This window comes from Haladaptatus sp. CMAA 1909 (assembly GCF_043952005.1).
Taxonomy (GTDB): Archaea; Halobacteriota; Halobacteria; order Halobacteriales; family Haladaptataceae; genus Haladaptatus.
Map to the genome: position 1 here is coordinate 1,776,746 of NZ_JBIOAV010000001.1, position 15,502 is coordinate 1,792,247.

The window sequence follows — 15,502 nt, forward strand, 5'->3', positions numbered from 1 at the left end:
ACGTGTACGTTCGATACGCACGGAGACAGTTCCTCTCGACGGGGACCAATACGGTCCCGACTCGTGGCGGAACTCCCTTACGCGCCGGACGAGTAGGCGAACGCGATGGTTCGGAACGTCGCGCCCGAGATGGCCGAGTTGGAACAGGAGGACTTCTATCTCCTCTCGGGCGTCGAGCAGGGAATGCGCTTTAGCGAATGGGTACAGAAGGAGAAGATTCCAAACTTCTCGCGGTTGACCGCGGAGGAAGTGGCGTATCGAATCGACCGCTGTCTCGACCGCGAACTCCTCCGACGCAAGACCATCCAGTACGAGGGCTACACGCTCACGTTCGAAGGGTACGACGCGCTCGCGCTTCGTGCGTTTTCCGAACGCGATACGATTCAGGGCGTCGGCTCACCGCTCGGCGTCGGCAAGGAAAGCGACGTGTACGAAGTGCAGTCGTTTCGCCCGATGGCGTTGAAGTACCACCGCGAGGGCTACACCAACTTCCGCGAGGTGATGAAAGAGCGCGATTACACGTCCGACCGCGAGCACGTCTCGTGGCTCTACACCGCTCGGAAAGCCGCCGAACGGGAGCACGATATCCTCGAAGCGCTGTACCCGGACGTGAGCGTTCCCCGTCCCATCGACCACAATCGCCACGCCATCGTGATGGAGAAGTTAGACGGCGTGGAACTCGCGCGCTCGAAGTTCGAGGACGAACAGGTCGTTCCCGTCCTCGATCTCGTGCTCCGCGAGGTCGGCGACGCGTACGAGGGCGGATACGTCCACGCCGACATGAGCGAGTACAACGTGTTCGTCAACAGCGACGGAATCACCATCTTCGACTGGCCGCAATCGATTCCGACCGACCACCAGAACGCGGCGGAGTTCCTCGAACGCGACGTTCGCAACATCGTGGGCTACTTCGAGCGGAAATACCCCCGTCTCGTCAGAGACGTAGACGTACCGGAAGTCGCGCGTGCAATCGCGGAAAACGAGTTCGAATCGGTCAGCAACTACGCGGACGACGGACCTTAGATGACGTAGGACACCACCGCCAAGATGAGGAACACGATTATCAACCACTTGGCGATGTCCATCGACATGCCAGCGACGCCACCCGCGCCGAGGACGCCAGCGACGATAGCGAGGACGGCGAACGCGATTGCGAGTTCGAGAATCGCCATTAGCGACTCACCCCGTCGACGCCGTATCTGTGTGCGAGATACATGCACGTTGATTTCCGGGCTAGTTACTTCCTCTCACGGGCTGAATTAGCAAGTATCGTATGTTATTTATGGCCGAAACGAGATTTTATCAGAGAAATCGAGGCTTCGTATAATAATTGTCTTGTTAAAACTGATTAAATAAATTGATTTTGTTTGGAGAAAATAGGATATGTATGGCACGAAACGATGTTGCCACATACCTCGAACAGCACCCACGAATGATCGGCGTTTTGTTTATGGCCAGTCTGCTACTGATGGAGGTCGTTCCCGTGGTCGCAGGCGGGACGGCAGAAGCGACGGGTGGTCCGTAGAGTTTTAATTAATAAAGTCAATCGGATTCCAATGGATTTGACCGTTGATAGTTGCTGGTTGTTGCTCTAGTTCTAAAAAATCTTCAAGATCTGCAACGATTACGTTTTCAAAAGAGGTATCGCTTGAAACGAGAGTTCTCGATGTGCGACCAAGTACATTTACAGTATATGTAGACCCAAATTGACATCGGGGATCGAGAAAAGTGTCGAATGTGAGATTATATTGATTATCTTCCTTCGACGTGATTGATATCCAACTCGGAATCCCACCATTAGATTGCACCAACGATCGACTCCCATTTCCGAGCGTAATGTATCGATAGCCAGATACGGATTCGCTTCGAGCAATCGACAGTGCTGTTCGTAACGGGAAGCCACTGTTCAGGAAAGCCGCAAAGGTTCGACCAACCCGTGTAGCCGTTTCATTGGCAACGTCGTCAAGCGTAACTACACCGCCCATACTTCCTTTCCCAATCAGTGCCATTCCCTGTTCATACGAAGAACAAGCGTTCAAAAAGAAGGCCTTGATACCAACGTCATCGAGTGTCTGAGCGTCCAAACTACCGTCCACACAGAGGAATCCGCTATCATCTACATGACCGATGTAGTGGAACAAATCTACGGGTGTCTCTAGTATCTCACGCAACTCGGCCACGGTTCGATTGTAGTCGATGGTTATGTCGTACTCGACCAGTTCACGAAACCCGTACAGTTCATCCACGATTTCGTCATTCATCTCGGCGTCGTTACAGACGACGTAAATGCTGATACTGGATTTGTTCGGTGCGGAGTAGTCAAATCGCCGTTTGAGGGTTTCGACCGTCAGTTTGTTCGCACCCAACGGATATCCGTCACCGACCCACGCGTGTTCGGTCGTCTCCACGGGGTCGGGTCGGACGATTTTCCCTGCGTCAGTTCGGTCACTTACCCCTCGAAGGAATTCCGCGTTTTCGAACTCCCGCTTTTGTTCCTGCGTGAATCCCGTTCGGTAGAAGTCGTCGAACATCTGTGGCTTCGAAATCGACTGTTCCGAGGACTGAAGCGGCGCAGAGCGAATCTGGGAGAGGTCGTACACGAGAAACGGCAGTACTGAAGCGTGTTTTTCCAGCGGCGTGACGTCAGTCGTCAGGGTCCACGTCGGGACGTACTCCGAAATCGCCTCGAACGGAATCGAGAGGTACGTCTCCAACTGCTCGGGAAGCGAACTGTGGTACACCTTCTCGAAGTCCATGTCGAGCCGCGGTTCGAGTTGCTTCCGTTCGTAGAGTTCTTCTTTGACGATTCCCTCTGTTCGGACCAGACAGTCGAGAAACGCGGTCTGGCGGAGGAGACGGTGGAGGGTCTCCTCGTACGTTCCGTCGCTTTCGAGGGAGTACTCGAACTCACCGGCGACCAGTTTCGGAGTCCCGCCGGTCGGAACCACCTCCGCACCGAGGTAGTAGGCCAGCGACGCCGCCGGAAAGACCTTCTCGTGCATCAGGGGCAGTTCGAGTCGAACGCCGGTGTCCGGCGGGTCGATGGACTCCGGGACGTGAAATTCGTCGCCCAGTTCCACCAGCGGCGGGTGGCCTCGGAGGGTCGGATGGGCGCGGTCGGGGGTCGTCATCTTGAGCGCCGACCCGAACGTCGAGAGCGCGCGCATCGTGTCCCGTACCGACCCGGTGACGGTGACGGTTCCTTCCGGCGCTTCGTGGTACGAGCGTGCGCCGATTCGAATCGGTGTCGGTCCGTCGAACGAGAGTCGTATCTCTGTCTCCGACTTTCGAATCGTGACCGCGGAAGAGAACGAGAGGTAGATGACTATCGGCGTCCCGTTGATCTGGAAGTATCGTGGTCCGGAATCGAGCGTTAGTTCGGAGTCGCTGTTCGGGGTGAAACTTCGGTCGAACTCACCATCCGCCGAATAGGCGAAAACGCTCGCCAGTATCGGGAGGACGATTTCGCCCGTCTCGATGGTTACGGCCGAATCGACCGGATAGTAGAACGAATCGGCGTCCGCTGGCGTCGGTTCGACGGCACGCGGCGTGTGCAACTCGAAGCGAACCGTTTCGATGGGGTCCCGGATCTCGATACCGGGTCTCGCCGCCAACGACTCGAACTGTGGGTCCACGATTTCGTGTGTTACAGACTCCGTATATTCATAGATCTACCCACGCGGTCGTCATGTCGAGGGACGGTACGTGCCACCGGTGGTCGGGGTGGTCACCGTTCCGTTGACGGAGTTCGATCCGCGCGTCGAACAGGGACGATAACTCCGCAACCGTTGCGTCGTCGTCCGGCACCGAAAAGTGGTAGTGCGCCATTCCACGCACGCCCTTGATGATGGCACAGATGGAACGGAGAAAACGCTTGAGTTCGAGAAGGTCCTGCTCGTCGACGAGGTAGTTCAGCGAATCGACACAGAGCCGAAGCTCCGCCGGGGCGACGCCGTCCGTCGCGTCGTCGTAGTATCCCGTGGCGGTCACTATCTCCTCGCGGAGTTCGTGAAGGCCGTTTTTCCCGTCCAACGGCGGAAGGGTTTCGCCGATGCTGGCGGCCGCCTGCGGAAGGGAACGGCGGCGGTTCCCGCGGTCGATGAGCCAGACGGAGGAGTCGTCGGGAGAAACGTCGACCGGGAAGTGTTCGTTCGCGGTGTTGATTCCCGCATCAGTGAGTGCAAGAACCCGCTTTCGGTCGTGTATATCGTCGCCGAAGAGGGTTCGTGACGCTCGATTCGTAACGCGTTGTGACACTTCACCGGTGACGAGGAGATTGCTTCCGTGCTGTCGGAGGCTTTCGAGGTGGTCCCGGAACACGTACACGTCCTCCTCGTCCCGGAATAACGACCGACAGTCATTCATCTTACATTGTATCCTTCGTAATTTTATAAAACATCTCTGATTTCGACGAACCAATACGAAGGCCTTAAACCCGCCAACCGGGAACGTTCGATAACTCGCTGGAAGACGGGCACCAGCGGGCACCTGCGACAGCAGGACGGAATGTGGCGTACGCGATTCGACCGAATCGCGAGGAGGCGGGCTACCGCCGAACGCGCTGAACCACCCAACGCCCGTGGTGATAGACCATGGCAAAAAGTTTCTACTCCCACATTCGAGACGCGTGGAAGGACCCGGACGACGGCAAACTCGCCGAACTCCAGTGGCAACGAAAACAGGACTGGCGAAAACAGGGCGCCATCGAGCGAATCGACCGCCCGACCCGACTCGACCGCGCCCGCTCGCTCGGCTACAAGGCCAAGCAGGGCGTCGTCGTGGCACGCGCGAGCGTCCGCAAAGGCGGCGCGCGCAAACAGCGACACAAGGCCGGACGCCGTTCCAAGCGTCAGGGTGTCAACCGCCTCGGACGGCGGAAGAACATCCAGCGCATCGCCGAGGAGCGCGTCAGCAAGAAGTACCCGAACCTTCGCGTCCTCAACTCCTACTGGGTCGGCGAGGACGGCAGCCAGAAGTGGCACGAAGTGATTCTGGTGGACCCCGAGCACCCCGCCATCCAGAACGACACGGACCTCAACTGGATCTGTGACGACTCGCACCGCGGCCGCGCCCACCGTGGCCTCACGAGTGCGGGACAGCGAAACCGCGGCCTCCAACAGCGCGGCAAGGGTACGGAACACACCCGACCGAGCAACTCCAGCGGCAAAGGCCGCGGCAAGTAACGCGTTCGCCGATTTCGATTTTTTGGTCGATAACTCCCCGAGAGACGTCAGTACGAGCGTTCCGTCACGAGGGAATCCGTATCGTCGAACACGGAAACCGTGTCCCCGTCGTCGTTCCAGACGCTTCGGGAGCGACCCCAGTTAAGGACGACTTCGTCGGTTCCGGTCCCCGTTCGAAGCGTGGCCGCTGTTCCGGGCGGGAGCGTGAATCCGTCCGGAAACCGGTACTCGTGTTCGGCCTCGTCCGTTACCCGCCAGCCGGTCAAATCGAGCGGCCGGTCGGTCGTGTTCTCCACGACGATGGATTCCGCCGTCGGCGAACCGGACCCGTCCTCGGAGCTCGGGTGTACCTCGGTAATCGAGAGCGGCGGTTCCGACGCGGAGTCCGGGGTGTGCGCGTCGAACAGGTCGAACGACGCGTTCAGTTCGGTCGTCGTCGGCAGGGACGGGTCGTCGTTCAAGTTGGCGGTTTCGTCCGCCACCCGGTCGTCGTTCAGCCTGAGGTCGGTCCCGATTTCGACGGCGAGCGCGTTCAATCGTGACCGCGCCTCGTCGGGCATGCCTTCGTCGGAATGCCCGACCAGAACGACCGCACCCCCGGATTCCGCAAAGGATGCGACCGCCTCCCGCTCCGCCGCCGTGAACGGTTCGGCGGGCGGCGTCACGAGGAGCGCCCGTCCGTTCAGCGCACCGTCCCCCGCCAACTCGTTCACCTGTCGTAGCCGGAGGTCCTGCCCTTCCAAATATCGCCCGTAGTAAGCGGTATCCTCGGCGGAAAGGGCGTACTCCGCGTTGAACTGCCCGTGTCCGCCGTCCATCAGGACTGCGCCCGACCGTTCGGTGAGCGAGGCGACCACATTGGTGAGGAAGGGGAAGTTTCCGTAGCGACTGGTGTCGGCCGGGAACCCCTCCGCCTGCTCGTACGTCTCGTCGATGAGCGGGCCGCCGACCAGCGCGACGGACGCCGATTCGTCGACGGCGACCAACGGAATCCGCTTCTCGTATGCGGTTCCGTCCCCTGGACGCTGCGTCGCGGTTTCGGCGGCGAAGACGGGAACCCTGTCCGATGAAACCGGCTCGCCGTCGGTTTCGATGCTCGCGGGGGTGGACACGAAGAGTTTCTCCACGGACCGGTCCCGAACTTCGGGAGCGGCGGCGACGTTGCTCTTCGTCCAGACGTGTCGGTGTCCTCTCCTCGCGGTGACTTCCAGTTTGGAGTACTCGTCGTGGTGTGTGAATCCGGAGTCGTAGACGCGAGCGAACCCTTCGGCGACGGCCTCGCGATTGTAGACCGTCTCCCGTTCGCCGGTGTCGTCGGCGTCGTACCGAACGTATCGCAGGAGCCGACCGTAGCTTCCCCTGTTCGGTTCGTTTTGGTCCGTCAGGAGGTCGACCGTCGCCCCGGCGAGTTCGTCCTTCGCGAACCGACTCGCCGCTTCTCCCCACCGGCCGAGATAGTTCAGTTCCTCGATTCCCTCCCACTCGGCGCGGCGCTCGGCATCGGCGTTGTCGGTCGTTTCCGGCGTGTCGATGCCGATGATTCGGACCGTTTCGGTGGTTCCGTCGTCGAACCGGACGTCTATCGTGTCGCCGTCGGTAACTTCGGCGACGGTGGCCGTCGTGGACATACGTTCCCCGATACGCACCGTAGCCGCATCATTCGTTCTTAGATTTTCTGATAAAATTTCAATTATCCTAAATAGCAATAAATATGTGAACCGAACGGCACCGAAAGACGGTCGGCCCGATTCGAAAAGAAACGGACTCGTTCGTGAACCCACACAAATGCTATCTGGCAGCGAGTAGTTAACGAGAAAAATGGGCGAATCGGAGGGGGAGGCGGGGAACCTGGCGGACCGAAAGCGAACCGAAGGGATGAATCGGCTCATGGGCTTCAGCGACGGCGTCTTCGCCATCGCCATCACGCTGTTGATACTCAACATCGAAGTTCCCAAGCCGACGGGAGCGGCGGCGGTGGCGGTGAGTCAAATCGTCGACGAGTGGCCCGACATCCTGAGCTACGTCATCAGCTTTCTCGTCATCGGCAACTACTGGATCGTCCACCACGACATCTTCGGGGACGTCGAGCGCTACGACGGAAAACTCCTCTGGCTGAACATCATCTATCTCATGTTCATCGCGTTCATCCCGTTTTCCACCTCGCTCATCGGCGACTTTCCGGGGGGCGTTCCCGTGATGATTTACGCCGGAACGCTCACGCTGACGAGCATCGCCCTCGCCGTTCTCTGGCGGTACGCGTGGGGAAGCGACCTGCTCGACGGGACGGTCGACCGCGATAACATGCGCGAAGTCACGTACGACATTCTCACCCCCGCCACCGTCTTCGCCGTGTCGATTCTAATAGCGCTCGTCAGTGCCCAGTGGGCGATGTACTCGTGGTTGCTCCTCTTCGTCGCCGACCCGATCCGGGAGCGGTTGATCGGATGATCTCCAAGATCGCATATTTTGGACGGTACAGGACGGTAAACGTCGGAAACTCGGATCGAGACGGGAAACGTATAAACTGCAAAATGCGATATCAAATGGCGGTACATACCACCCGACCATCCGACTTCTGATAACTCACCACGCTCGCACGGATGTGCAACCGCTGTGCTCGGTCTCTCCGAGACAACCGAACCCGTCGGCGTATCTCATCGGATATCGCACTGAAGCCGGACGTGGGGTCGTAGAGACCGCTATCGTCGAAAAACGGACGGACCGGACTACTCCTCTCGCTCGCCGACCTTCACCAACTGCTTGCCGATGTTTTCGCCTTCGAACAGGCCGAGGAAGGCGTCCGGTGCGTTCTCCAATCCCTCGGTGACGGTTTCGCGGTACCGGATCTTGTCCTCGGAAATCCACTTACCGAGTTGCTTCGCACCCTGTTCGAAGCGCGGGGCGAAGTCGCCGACGAGGAGACCCTCCACGGTCGCACGCGTCTCGATGAGTTTGCCGAGTTTGCGCGGACCGGTCGGTACGGACTCGGCGTTGTAGAGCGCGATTTGACCGCAGACGGCGACGCGAGCGTCGACGTTGAGTTTGGAGAAGACAGCGTCCGTGATCTCGCCGCCGACGTTGTCGAAGTAACGGTCCACGCCCTCGGGCGCGGCGTCGTCGAGCGCCTGCCCGTAGTCGTCCACGTCCTTGTAGTTGATTCCGATGTCGAACCCGAGTTCGTCTTCGAGGAATGAGACCTTCTCGTCGGACCCGGCGAAACCGACGACTTTGGCACCCGTGAGCTTCGAAATCTGGCCGACGACGGAGCCGACGGCACCGGCCGCGCCGGTGACGACGACCGTATCGTCCGCGCGGGGTTGGAGGACTTCGCGGGTGCCGAAGAAGCCGGTCAATCCCGGCATACCGAGGACGCCCAGCGAGGTGGAGATGGGAGCGAGGTCCGGGTCAACTTCTTGGAGTTCCGGTCCGAGGGCGGTGACGTAGTCGGCCCATTCGAGGTTACCGGTCACGATGTCGCCCGCCTCGAATTCAGTGCCGTTGGATTCGACGACTTCGCCGACGACGCCGCCTTCGAGTGGGTCGCCGACCGCCCACGGATCGGCGTAGGACTCCCGGGCGTCCATCCGACCGCGCATGTACGGGTCCACGGAGAGGTACAACGTGCGGACGAGCGCCTCGCCCGGCCCCGGTTCCGGGACGTCCCCTTCGACCAGTTCGAAGGTGTCTCGGTCGGGCGTTCCGCTCGGGCGCTTCGACAGCAGGAATTTTCGATTCGTCGCCATACTGAGCGATAGTTGGTTCACGGATAAGGGGCCTGTGGCGGAAGCCGCCTTTGCCGCTTACGGGAGGACGACGACTAGGGGAGGACAGCAAGCGACGCGACGACGACGAGGTGGAAGGTGACGTGACCGGCCATCGCCGATTCGATGCTGTTTTGCCAGTAGAGCCATCCCAAACCGACGCCAACGAGCGCGTTGAGAAAAACGACCTGAACGACCAGCGCGGGCGTTACCGCGGCGGTGGCCGCGAGCACGGGAAGATGACCGGCACCGAACGCCACCGCGGAGACGGCGATTGCGGCCCACATGACGCCGGAGGAGGGACGGTCCCCGCCGGTGAGCTTCCAGAGGACCCACGCGACGAACGTCATGAAGCCGTACCGGACGAGCAACTCCTCGGTGATACCGCCGTAGAGGAATTTGGTCAGGAGTCCCACCGCTACCGAGTAGACGGTTGCGTCGTTCGCAGCGACCGCGAGGAGTGACGACAGTCCGGGAACGAACGCCGCGAACGCGCCGTCGAGGACGAGGACGGCGAGAGCGAGAACGACGCCGACACCGACCGATGCGGGTAGCTCCTCGGCGAACAGCACCGGCGGTTGCGTCGTTCCGACGACCCGGTAGAGGACGTGCGAATGGAGTCGCACGCAGGGAATGAGGGCGGTACCGACGAGACAGGCGAGTGCGAGGAGGACGAGCGGTTGCGCGACGGCGAGCAGAAAGAGGAGATGGGTCGGCACGTCGGCGACCTGCGGAAGGCTGTGCAGGTCGTCGAGCGACGACGCGCCGACGAACAGGACGCCGGGAATCCCGAGCGCGAACATCAGGGCGGCCCCTTCGACGAACGAGCGCGGTCGTAGTCGGTCCCTCGTCGAACCGCGGTGACTCATATGACCCGGACCGTACCCGAGGACCAAAAAGGTTCGAGTGACGGTTCGGGTTCCGGTGGAACCACGGATTTATAGCCGGATGTGCCCACTGGAAACCATGGGCGGCCTTTCGCTCGACGCGACGCAACTCGACCGCTACTCCCGGCACATCATCATGGACGAGGTGGGCGCGGAGGGCCAACAGGCGCTCCTCGACGCCCGCGTCCTCGTGATCGGTGCCGGCGGCCTCGGCGCACCGGCCATCGAATACCTCGCGGCGGCGGGCGTCGGCACCATCGGAATCGCCGACGACGACGCCGTGGAGCGGAGCAACCTCCAGCGACAGGTGATTCACAGTGACGGCGACGTTTCGCGTCCGAAAGTCGAGAGCGCCGCCGGCTTCGTTCGGGACCTCAACCCCGACATCGCCGTCGAGACCTACGAGGTCCGTGTCGAACCCGACAACGCGGAGTCGCTCATCGCGGACTACGATTTCGTCGTGGACGCGAGCGACAACTTCCGAACCCGGTACCTCGTCAACGACGTGTGTACCCTCACCGACACGCCGTTCTCCCACGGCGCGATTTACAAGTTCGAGGGACAGGTCACGACGTTCACGGCCGACGGGCCGTGTTACCGCTGTCTGTTCCCCGAAGCGCCGCCGGAGGGAATGGTCGCCGACTGTGCGACGACGGGCGTCCTCGGCGTCCTCCCCGGAACCGTCGGCTGTATTCAGGCCACGGAAACGGTCAAATCGCTCACGGGAATCGGCGAGGTGCTGGAGGGCCGAATGCTGTTCTACGACGCGATGGACATGAGCTTCGAGGAAGTTCAGTATCGCAACAACCCCGAATGTCCCGTCTGCGGTTCGGACCCCATCGACTCCATCGAGGACGTGGAGTACACCGAATCGTCGTGTGCAGTGCGGGCCGACTGACCGTATTTTTCGACAGTGCTAAACACCGACAAACACGGTTCTTATGCCATGAGAACCGCAATATAGGTTTATCTCATATCCCGACGTCTCTACAATCGTAGGTGAATGCAATGGCAACTAAGCAACTCAACACTGGAGCAAACACGTTCGAAAGCAAAATCGGCGGCCTAACCGTTCGCGGACAGGCACACAGCCTGAGCGCGTGGTTCGTGTTGGCGCTCCGTCTCATGATGGGCTACGCGTTCCTCGCCGCCGGGTGGGCGAAGATCGCGGCGGCCGAACCGTTCGACGCGGCGGGCTACCTGACGAACGCGGTTCCCGCGGCGAGCCCGATGGTCGGCGTGTTTCACTGGATGGGCACCACTCCCTGGTTCGTGGACGTCGTGAACGTCGCCGTCCCGTGGGGTGAACTGTTCATCGGCCTCGCGCTCCTCGTCGGCGCCTTCGTTCGCCTCGCGGCGTTCTTCGGCGCGTTCATGATGGCCATGTTCTACTTCGGCAACTGGACGGTCGAACACGGCGTCATCAACGGCGACTTCGCGTACATGCTCGTCTTCCTCGCTGTCGCGGCGTTCGGCGCGGGGTACATCCTCGGCTTGGACACACTCATCGCGCGCTACGAGGTCGGCGGCGAGGCACTGGTCGAGCGCTACCCCGCCCTGCAGTACATCCTCGGCTGAGCACGCTTTTTTCGCGGTGGACGGCGACAGTAGTACCATGAAATCGGGGGACGTGGAACGCTGGCGAAATAACTGGCAGGACGAGGTGGACGGCGCGGCGCTCTATCGCGCGATGGCCGAGTCGGAATCGAACCCGGAACTCGCGGAGTTGTACCGAAATCTGGCCGAGACGGAGGGAGAACACGCGGATTTTTGGGCGGCGAAGCTGGACGACGCGGACGAACCGGTCGGGTTGCCCGCCCCGAGCCGTCGTGTGCGAACCCTCGCGTGGCTCGCGCGGCGGTTCGGCGCGAACTTCGTCTTTCCCGCGGTTCGCGGAAGCGAAATCGACGGGAGCGTGGAGTATCACCGCCAGCCCGATGCGGACTCCTCGCTCGTGGACGACGAGCGCTCACACGCACGTCTCCTCGCGAATTTGGACACGTCGAGCGGCGTGGAGGGCGGGACGCTGGCGCGACTGGAAGGCAGACACCGCGCGACCAGCGGGAACGCGCTCCGGGCCGCCGTCCTCGGCGCGAACGACGGTCTCGTCTCGAACCTGAGTCTGGTGATGGGCGTCGCGGGCGCGGCGCTGGCCCCGACCTCGATTCTCATCACGGGACTCGCCGGACTGCTGGCGGGTGCTGGCTCCATGGCGATGGGCGAGTGGCTCTCGGTCACGAGTTCGCGGGAACTGTACCAGCGCCAAATCGGCGTCGAAGCCGAGGAACTCGCGGAAGTGCCCGAGGAGGAGGAAACCGAACTGGCGCTCATCTACCGGGCGAAGGGTCTGTCGCGGGAACAGGCGGACGAACTCGCCGCCCAAATCGTCTCGGACCGGGAGACCGCGCTCGACACGCTGGCGCGGGAGGAACTGGGCATCGATCCGGAAGGTCTCGGCGGGTCGGCGTGGGAGGCGGCGGGGTCGTCGTTCGTCCTGTTCGCGCTGGGCGCGATCGTTCCGGTTGCCCCGTTCGCCGTCTTTTCGGGCCTCACCGCGGTCGGGGTGAGCCTGCTCGCGAGCGCGCTCGCGCTGTTCGCCATCGGCGCGGGTATCACGCTCCTCACCGGACGGAGCGTCTTGTACTCCGGCGGTCGTCAGGTCCTCATCGGACTCGCGGCGGCGGCCTTGACGTTCGGCGTGGGGCGACTCATCGGCGTGACGATTGCGGGCTGAGTTTCGAGGGACGATGCGGCAGGTCGACCTTCGACGGAAATCCGTGAGTACATGCCGATGCAACAGAGATGGGCACATATGGACTCGAACGTGGGGCGGTGGAGCGGTCGAGCGCTCGTCGCGGTGGCGGCGCTCGGGGCGCTCCCGGTGGTTTCCGCGCACGGCGGGAGTCATCCGCAGCCGTATCCGCAATGGCTCGCGCTGGTCGTTATGGCCGTCGGTATCGCCATCGTCGGCGGGAGCGTCCTCCTCGGGCGCACCGTGTGGGAGCACCGCCGAAGCAGAACCCTCTACGGCGTCTACCTCGGCCTGTTCGTCGCCGCCGCGGGTGCGGTCGGTCTGGTACAGCTTTCGCCGGTGCAGACGCTTCGGGCGTCGCAGGAACCGATCGCGAGACAGTGGTACCAACCGCTGACGCTGGCGCTCGGGACGATGATAGCCGTCGGAAGCCTCGTCGCAGGCCGTCTGCGATTCCCCGAGCGCCCGCGCTACGCCGGACTCGGGATGGCCCTCGGCACGTGGGTCGCCTACCCGACGGTGATGTCGTCCGTCGGCGCGGCGACGAATCCGGTGGGGTACGCCCTCGTCCTCGGACTCCCGGTCGGCGTCGGCTACATCCTCTGGCGGGACGCGCGCGAACCGTTATCGCGGGTTTTCAGCAATGGCAAGGCCCGGTGGTTCGGCGTCGGAACGGGCGTCCTCGCGTCGCTGTTCTTCGCCTTCTCGATGGGCATGGTGACGTTCGTCCCCGAACACGGAATCGGCATCCCGAAGGGGTCGTTCGTGACGACGGCGCAGGTCGCAAACCCGCTCGTCTACTGGACCGCCGTGGAGTTCGGCTTCCCGTCGGTTCCGATCTCCGGGGTGTTCTCGACCGGACTGCTGATTCAGATCGGACTCGTCGGCGTCCTCGTCGGCTTGAACGGCGGAATAATCGCCAACCAGTGGCTCGGCGATGCGAGGACCGGGTCCACCGGCGCGGCCTCGGGAACGGCGGCCGTCGCGGCCCCGAACGCCTGCTGTTGCTGTGGTCCGGTCATCTCCGAACTCGCCGTCGTGTCGGTGGGACCGTCGGCCGCGGCACCGCTCTACTGGCTGTTCGTGGACCTCGCGTCGCCGGTCGGCGCGCTCTTTTTCGTCGTCAGCGTCGGCCTGCTGGTCGGCAACCTCGCGCTGTTCGGCATCAGGAACGAGTGAGCGGAACTCGGTGACTCACTTTCTACGGTCGTACTCCCAGTCGTCGCGGAGCGCCCGCCACACGGACGTTCGCACGGACGGAATGGACAGCAAGCGGGCGGCGAGCGACGGACAGGTGAGCAGACGGCGCAGCGCTCGGGTGGGATGTCGGTCGATGTCCTCGATGTCGATGCCGGACGCGGCGTCGAGCAGGTCCGCCAGCAGGTCTGTTCGGCCCTCGTCCAAAACGGTCGTGACGAGCGATGCGAGGAGGTATTCGGCCCGCATACCGCGATGGAGCCTATCGGGGTAGGCGTTCAGTTCCCCCGCCGCGGCGCAGTTTCCGAGCAGGGACGCGGAGTGAATCGCCTGCGAGATTCCCTTTCCCGTGAACCGGTTCGCGATGCCAGCGGCGTCGCCCACGCGGACAGCGTTGTTCTCCGGGCGGTAGACCCGTTCCGGGTCCAAACTCGGCCCGCGCGGAATGATGGCGACGTTCGTCTCGCTTCGCTCCGGTTTCGGCCAGTCGTTCCGCTCGCACGCGGCGTTGAAGGCGGCGAAGTAGTCGTCGGGGACGTCGCCCTCGTGCCATCCGACGCCGACGTTGGCTCGCGTTTCGCTCTTCGGGAACAGCCACTCGTAGCCGAGGTAGCCCTCGAAAACGATGCGCGAGTGCGGGTAGAGTGCGGAAAAGTCTCCCGTCACGTCCGCGTTGAGCGCGACCATCCGCCCGGAGTATTCGTCCGTCGTCCCGCGGACCTTGCTCGTGAGCGATGGTTGGCCCGTGGCGTCCACCAACAGGTCGTACTCGCCCGCGAGGCGGCGAAATTCCGCCTTGCTCACGCCGTGTTCCTCGCGGATGTCGACGTCCCGGTCGGCGAGCCACGCCGCCCACCGCCGTTCGACCACGTTTCGGTCGGTGATGTAGGCGTCCGCCGCCGGAAACGTTCCGCTTCCGATGACGTTCTCGTCGCCACGAACTGCGACGTGGAACGACGGCACGCGGTTCAGAAAGCCGTTCTCCGCGGTCTTCTTCAGTGGGATTTCCGAGGCCGACGTCATCGCCTCGCCGCAGTTAACCCGTTTCTCGTCGTATCGCTGCCGCTCGTAGAGCGTCACGTCGTCGCCGAGTCGGTGAAAAGCGGTGGCGGCCGCGAGACCGCCGACCGCACCGCCAATGACAGCAATTCGTCTCCGACTTCGCATGTCGTCCTCGGTACGGTTCGGGACGCAAAAAAACCTACTCAGCCAACAAACTGTCCACGAGTCTGGTGAAGCGGTCCACCATCCGTTCGGGGAACGACGGCGTCACGGCCGCCAGCAGATGGGCCGTCTCCTCGGGTCGGGTCGGCGCGAGCGTCACCCGGTTTCGAACGTCGTGGCGCTTCTCCACGAGGTCCTGCTCTTCGAGGTGCGAGACGTGCCATTCGAGCGTGCTCCGGGCGATGCCGAGGTCGTCGGCCAGCGTCGCGGGACGCGCGGTGTCGCGTTCCAACAGCGTGACGAGCACGTCGCGGGCGGTTTCCCGGCGGAGCAAGGCGAGTGCCGCCCGCTCCCACTCGTCGTACTCGGGAGCGTAGTAGTGGGTCTTCCCGTAGAGTTGCTCGCTGACGAGTCGCCCTTCGGCCAGCAACTCTCGCATGTGATACTGTATCTGTCCCGGAGCGATGTCCGACTCCCGGACGAGGTCGTTGAAGTGAATCCCCGGACGGGAGTCCACACATCGCGCGATTCGTGTTCGTGTTTCCGTCATCGTCGTTC

The 15,502-nt window shown here is 62.3% G+C and carries 16 protein-coding genes; 8 read left to right on the forward strand and 8 right to left on the reverse strand.

The features are described 5' to 3' along the window. Positions 1-105 precede the first annotated feature (105 nt). Entirely contained in the window at positions 106-1,023 is a 918-nt protein-coding gene (locus ACGYLY_RS09810; RefSeq protein ID WP_395281825.1) for a serine/threonine-protein kinase RIO2, read from the forward strand. Here ACGYLY_RS09810 and ACGYLY_RS09815 read toward each other — a convergent pair. Beyond that, positions 1,020-1,166: a DUF1328 family protein gene (locus ACGYLY_RS09815; RefSeq protein ID WP_395284124.1), complete on the reverse strand. Its 147-nt coding sequence runs from the start codon at positions 1,164-1,166 to the stop codon at positions 1,020-1,022. The two genes, ACGYLY_RS09810 and ACGYLY_RS09815, sit on opposite strands and share 4 nt — an antisense overlap. A 221-nt stretch (positions 1,167-1,387) precedes the next feature. Between ACGYLY_RS09815 and ACGYLY_RS09820 the strand changes: the two genes are divergently transcribed. Beyond that, positions 1,388-1,525: a hypothetical protein gene (locus ACGYLY_RS09820; RefSeq protein ID WP_231184296.1), complete on the forward strand. Its 138-nt coding sequence runs from the start codon at positions 1,388-1,390 to the stop codon at positions 1,523-1,525. Between the two features lie 4 nt (positions 1,526-1,529). Here the strand turns inward: ACGYLY_RS09820 and ACGYLY_RS09825 are convergent, their stop codons facing one another. After that, the gene (locus ACGYLY_RS09825; RefSeq protein WP_395281823.1) at positions 1,530-3,635 is read right to left on the reverse strand and encodes a hypothetical protein; all 2,106 of its coding nucleotides are present in this window, start codon (positions 3,633-3,635) and stop codon (positions 1,530-1,532) included. Positions 3,636-3,663: 28 nt separating this feature from the next. Next, the gene (locus ACGYLY_RS09830; RefSeq protein WP_395281822.1) at positions 3,664-4,365 is read right to left on the reverse strand and encodes a hypothetical protein; all 702 of its coding nucleotides are present in this window, start codon (positions 4,363-4,365) and stop codon (positions 3,664-3,666) included. Between the two features lie 227 nt (positions 4,366-4,592). On the opposite strand from ACGYLY_RS09830, the gene ACGYLY_RS09835 reads away from it, so the two are divergent. Then, positions 4,593-5,183 (forward strand): 50S ribosomal protein L15e, encoded by a 591-nt coding sequence (locus ACGYLY_RS09835; RefSeq protein WP_395281821.1) that lies wholly within the window; start codon positions 4,593-4,595, stop codon positions 5,181-5,183. Between the two features lie 47 nt (positions 5,184-5,230). Here the strand turns inward: ACGYLY_RS09835 and ACGYLY_RS09840 are convergent, their stop codons facing one another. After that, on the reverse strand, positions 5,231-6,811 hold the full coding sequence (locus ACGYLY_RS09840) for a lamin tail domain-containing protein (RefSeq protein ID WP_395281820.1): 1,581 nt from the start codon (positions 6,809-6,811) through the stop codon (positions 5,231-5,233). Between the two features lie 190 nt (positions 6,812-7,001). On the opposite strand from ACGYLY_RS09840, the gene ACGYLY_RS09845 reads away from it, so the two are divergent. Next, positions 7,002-7,631, forward strand: a complete 630-nt coding sequence (locus ACGYLY_RS09845) for a TMEM175 family protein (RefSeq protein WP_395281819.1) — start codon at positions 7,002-7,004, stop codon at positions 7,629-7,631. A gap of 278 nt (positions 7,632-7,909) precedes the next feature. Here ACGYLY_RS09845 and ACGYLY_RS09850 read toward each other — a convergent pair whose 3' ends face one another. Continuing rightward, positions 7,910-8,926 carry an NADP-dependent oxidoreductase gene (locus ACGYLY_RS09850; protein WP_395281818.1) on the reverse strand — a complete coding sequence of 339 codons (1,017 nt, stop codon included), beginning with the start codon at positions 8,924-8,926 and terminating at the stop codon, positions 7,910-7,912. Positions 8,927-9,000: 74 nt separating this feature from the next. Next, complete coding sequence (locus tag ACGYLY_RS09855) at positions 9,001-9,813, reverse strand: CPBP family intramembrane glutamic endopeptidase (RefSeq protein WP_395281817.1); 813 nt, start codon at positions 9,811-9,813, stop codon at positions 9,001-9,003. Positions 9,814-9,910: 97 nt separating this feature from the next. On the opposite strand from ACGYLY_RS09855, the gene ACGYLY_RS09860 reads away from it, so the two are divergent. From ACGYLY_RS09860 to ACGYLY_RS09875, 4 genes are all read left to right on the forward strand, one after another. After that, a complete protein-coding gene (locus ACGYLY_RS09860) occupies positions 9,911-10,729 on the forward strand; it encodes a HesA/MoeB/ThiF family protein (RefSeq protein ID WP_395281816.1) in 819 nt (272 codons plus the stop codon). A gap of 110 nt (positions 10,730-10,839) precedes the next feature. After that, positions 10,840-11,409 (forward strand): DoxX family protein, encoded by a 570-nt coding sequence (locus tag ACGYLY_RS09865; RefSeq protein ID WP_395281815.1) that lies wholly within the window; start codon positions 10,840-10,842, stop codon positions 11,407-11,409. 37 nt (positions 11,410-11,446) lie between these two features. After that, complete coding sequence (locus ACGYLY_RS09870; protein ID WP_395281814.1) at positions 11,447-12,565, forward strand: VIT1/CCC1 transporter family protein; 1,119 nt, start codon at positions 11,447-11,449, stop codon at positions 12,563-12,565. A gap of 78 nt (positions 12,566-12,643) precedes the next feature. Beyond that, on the forward strand, positions 12,644-13,762 hold the full coding sequence (locus ACGYLY_RS09875) for a hypothetical protein (RefSeq protein WP_395281813.1): 1,119 nt from the start codon (positions 12,644-12,646) through the stop codon (positions 13,760-13,762). A 15-nt stretch (positions 13,763-13,777) separates the two neighbouring features. On the opposite strand, the gene ACGYLY_RS09880 is transcribed toward ACGYLY_RS09875, so the two are convergent. Both ACGYLY_RS09880 and ACGYLY_RS09885 read right to left on the reverse strand, forming a co-directional pair. Next, positions 13,778-14,947, reverse strand: a complete 1,170-nt coding sequence (locus ACGYLY_RS09880; protein ID WP_395281812.1) for an NAD(P)/FAD-dependent oxidoreductase — start codon at positions 14,945-14,947, stop codon at positions 13,778-13,780. A 34-nt stretch (positions 14,948-14,981) separates the two neighbouring features. Next, the gene (locus ACGYLY_RS09885; RefSeq protein WP_395281811.1) at positions 14,982-15,494 is read right to left on the reverse strand and encodes a winged helix-turn-helix transcriptional regulator; all 513 of its coding nucleotides are present in this window, start codon (positions 15,492-15,494) and stop codon (positions 14,982-14,984) included. Positions 15,495-15,502: the final 8 nt, after the last annotated feature.

Coding starts and splice junctions, on each gene's coding strand:
- ACGYLY_RS09810 (WP_395281825.1), top strand. CDS start 106: ATGGTTCGGAACGTCGCGCCCGAGATGGCCGAGTTGGAACAGGAGGAC.
- ACGYLY_RS09820 (WP_231184296.1), top strand. CDS start 1,388: ATGGCACGAAACGATGTTGCCACATACCTCGAACAGCACCCACGAATG.
- ACGYLY_RS09830 (WP_395281822.1), bottom strand. CDS start 4,365: ATGAATGACTGTCGGTCGTTATTCCGGGACGAGGAGGACGTGTACGTG.
- ACGYLY_RS09835 (WP_395281821.1), top strand. CDS start 4,593: ATGGCAAAAAGTTTCTACTCCCACATTCGAGACGCGTGGAAGGACCCG.
- ACGYLY_RS09840 (WP_395281820.1), bottom strand. CDS start 6,811: ATGTCCACGACGGCCACCGTCGCCGAAGTTACCGACGGCGACACGATA.
- ACGYLY_RS09845 (WP_395281819.1), top strand. CDS start 7,002: ATGGGCGAATCGGAGGGGGAGGCGGGGAACCTGGCGGACCGAAAGCGA.
- ACGYLY_RS09850 (WP_395281818.1), bottom strand. CDS start 8,926: ATGGCGACGAATCGAAAATTCCTGCTGTCGAAGCGCCCGAGCGGAACG.
- ACGYLY_RS09855 (WP_395281817.1), bottom strand. CDS start 9,813: ATGAGTCACCGCGGTTCGACGAGGGACCGACTACGACCGCGCTCGTTC.
- ACGYLY_RS09860 (WP_395281816.1), top strand. CDS start 9,911: ATGGGCGGCCTTTCGCTCGACGCGACGCAACTCGACCGCTACTCCCGG.
- ACGYLY_RS09865 (WP_395281815.1), top strand. CDS start 10,840: ATGGCAACTAAGCAACTCAACACTGGAGCAAACACGTTCGAAAGCAAA.
- ACGYLY_RS09870 (WP_395281814.1), top strand. CDS start 11,447: ATGAAATCGGGGGACGTGGAACGCTGGCGAAATAACTGGCAGGACGAG.
- ACGYLY_RS09875 (WP_395281813.1), top strand. CDS start 12,644: ATGGACTCGAACGTGGGGCGGTGGAGCGGTCGAGCGCTCGTCGCGGTG.
- ACGYLY_RS09880 (WP_395281812.1), bottom strand. CDS start 14,947: ATGCGAAGTCGGAGACGAATTGCTGTCATTGGCGGTGCGGTCGGCGGT.
- ACGYLY_RS09885 (WP_395281811.1), bottom strand. CDS start 15,494: ATGACGGAAACACGAACACGAATCGCGCGATGTGTGGACTCCCGTCCG.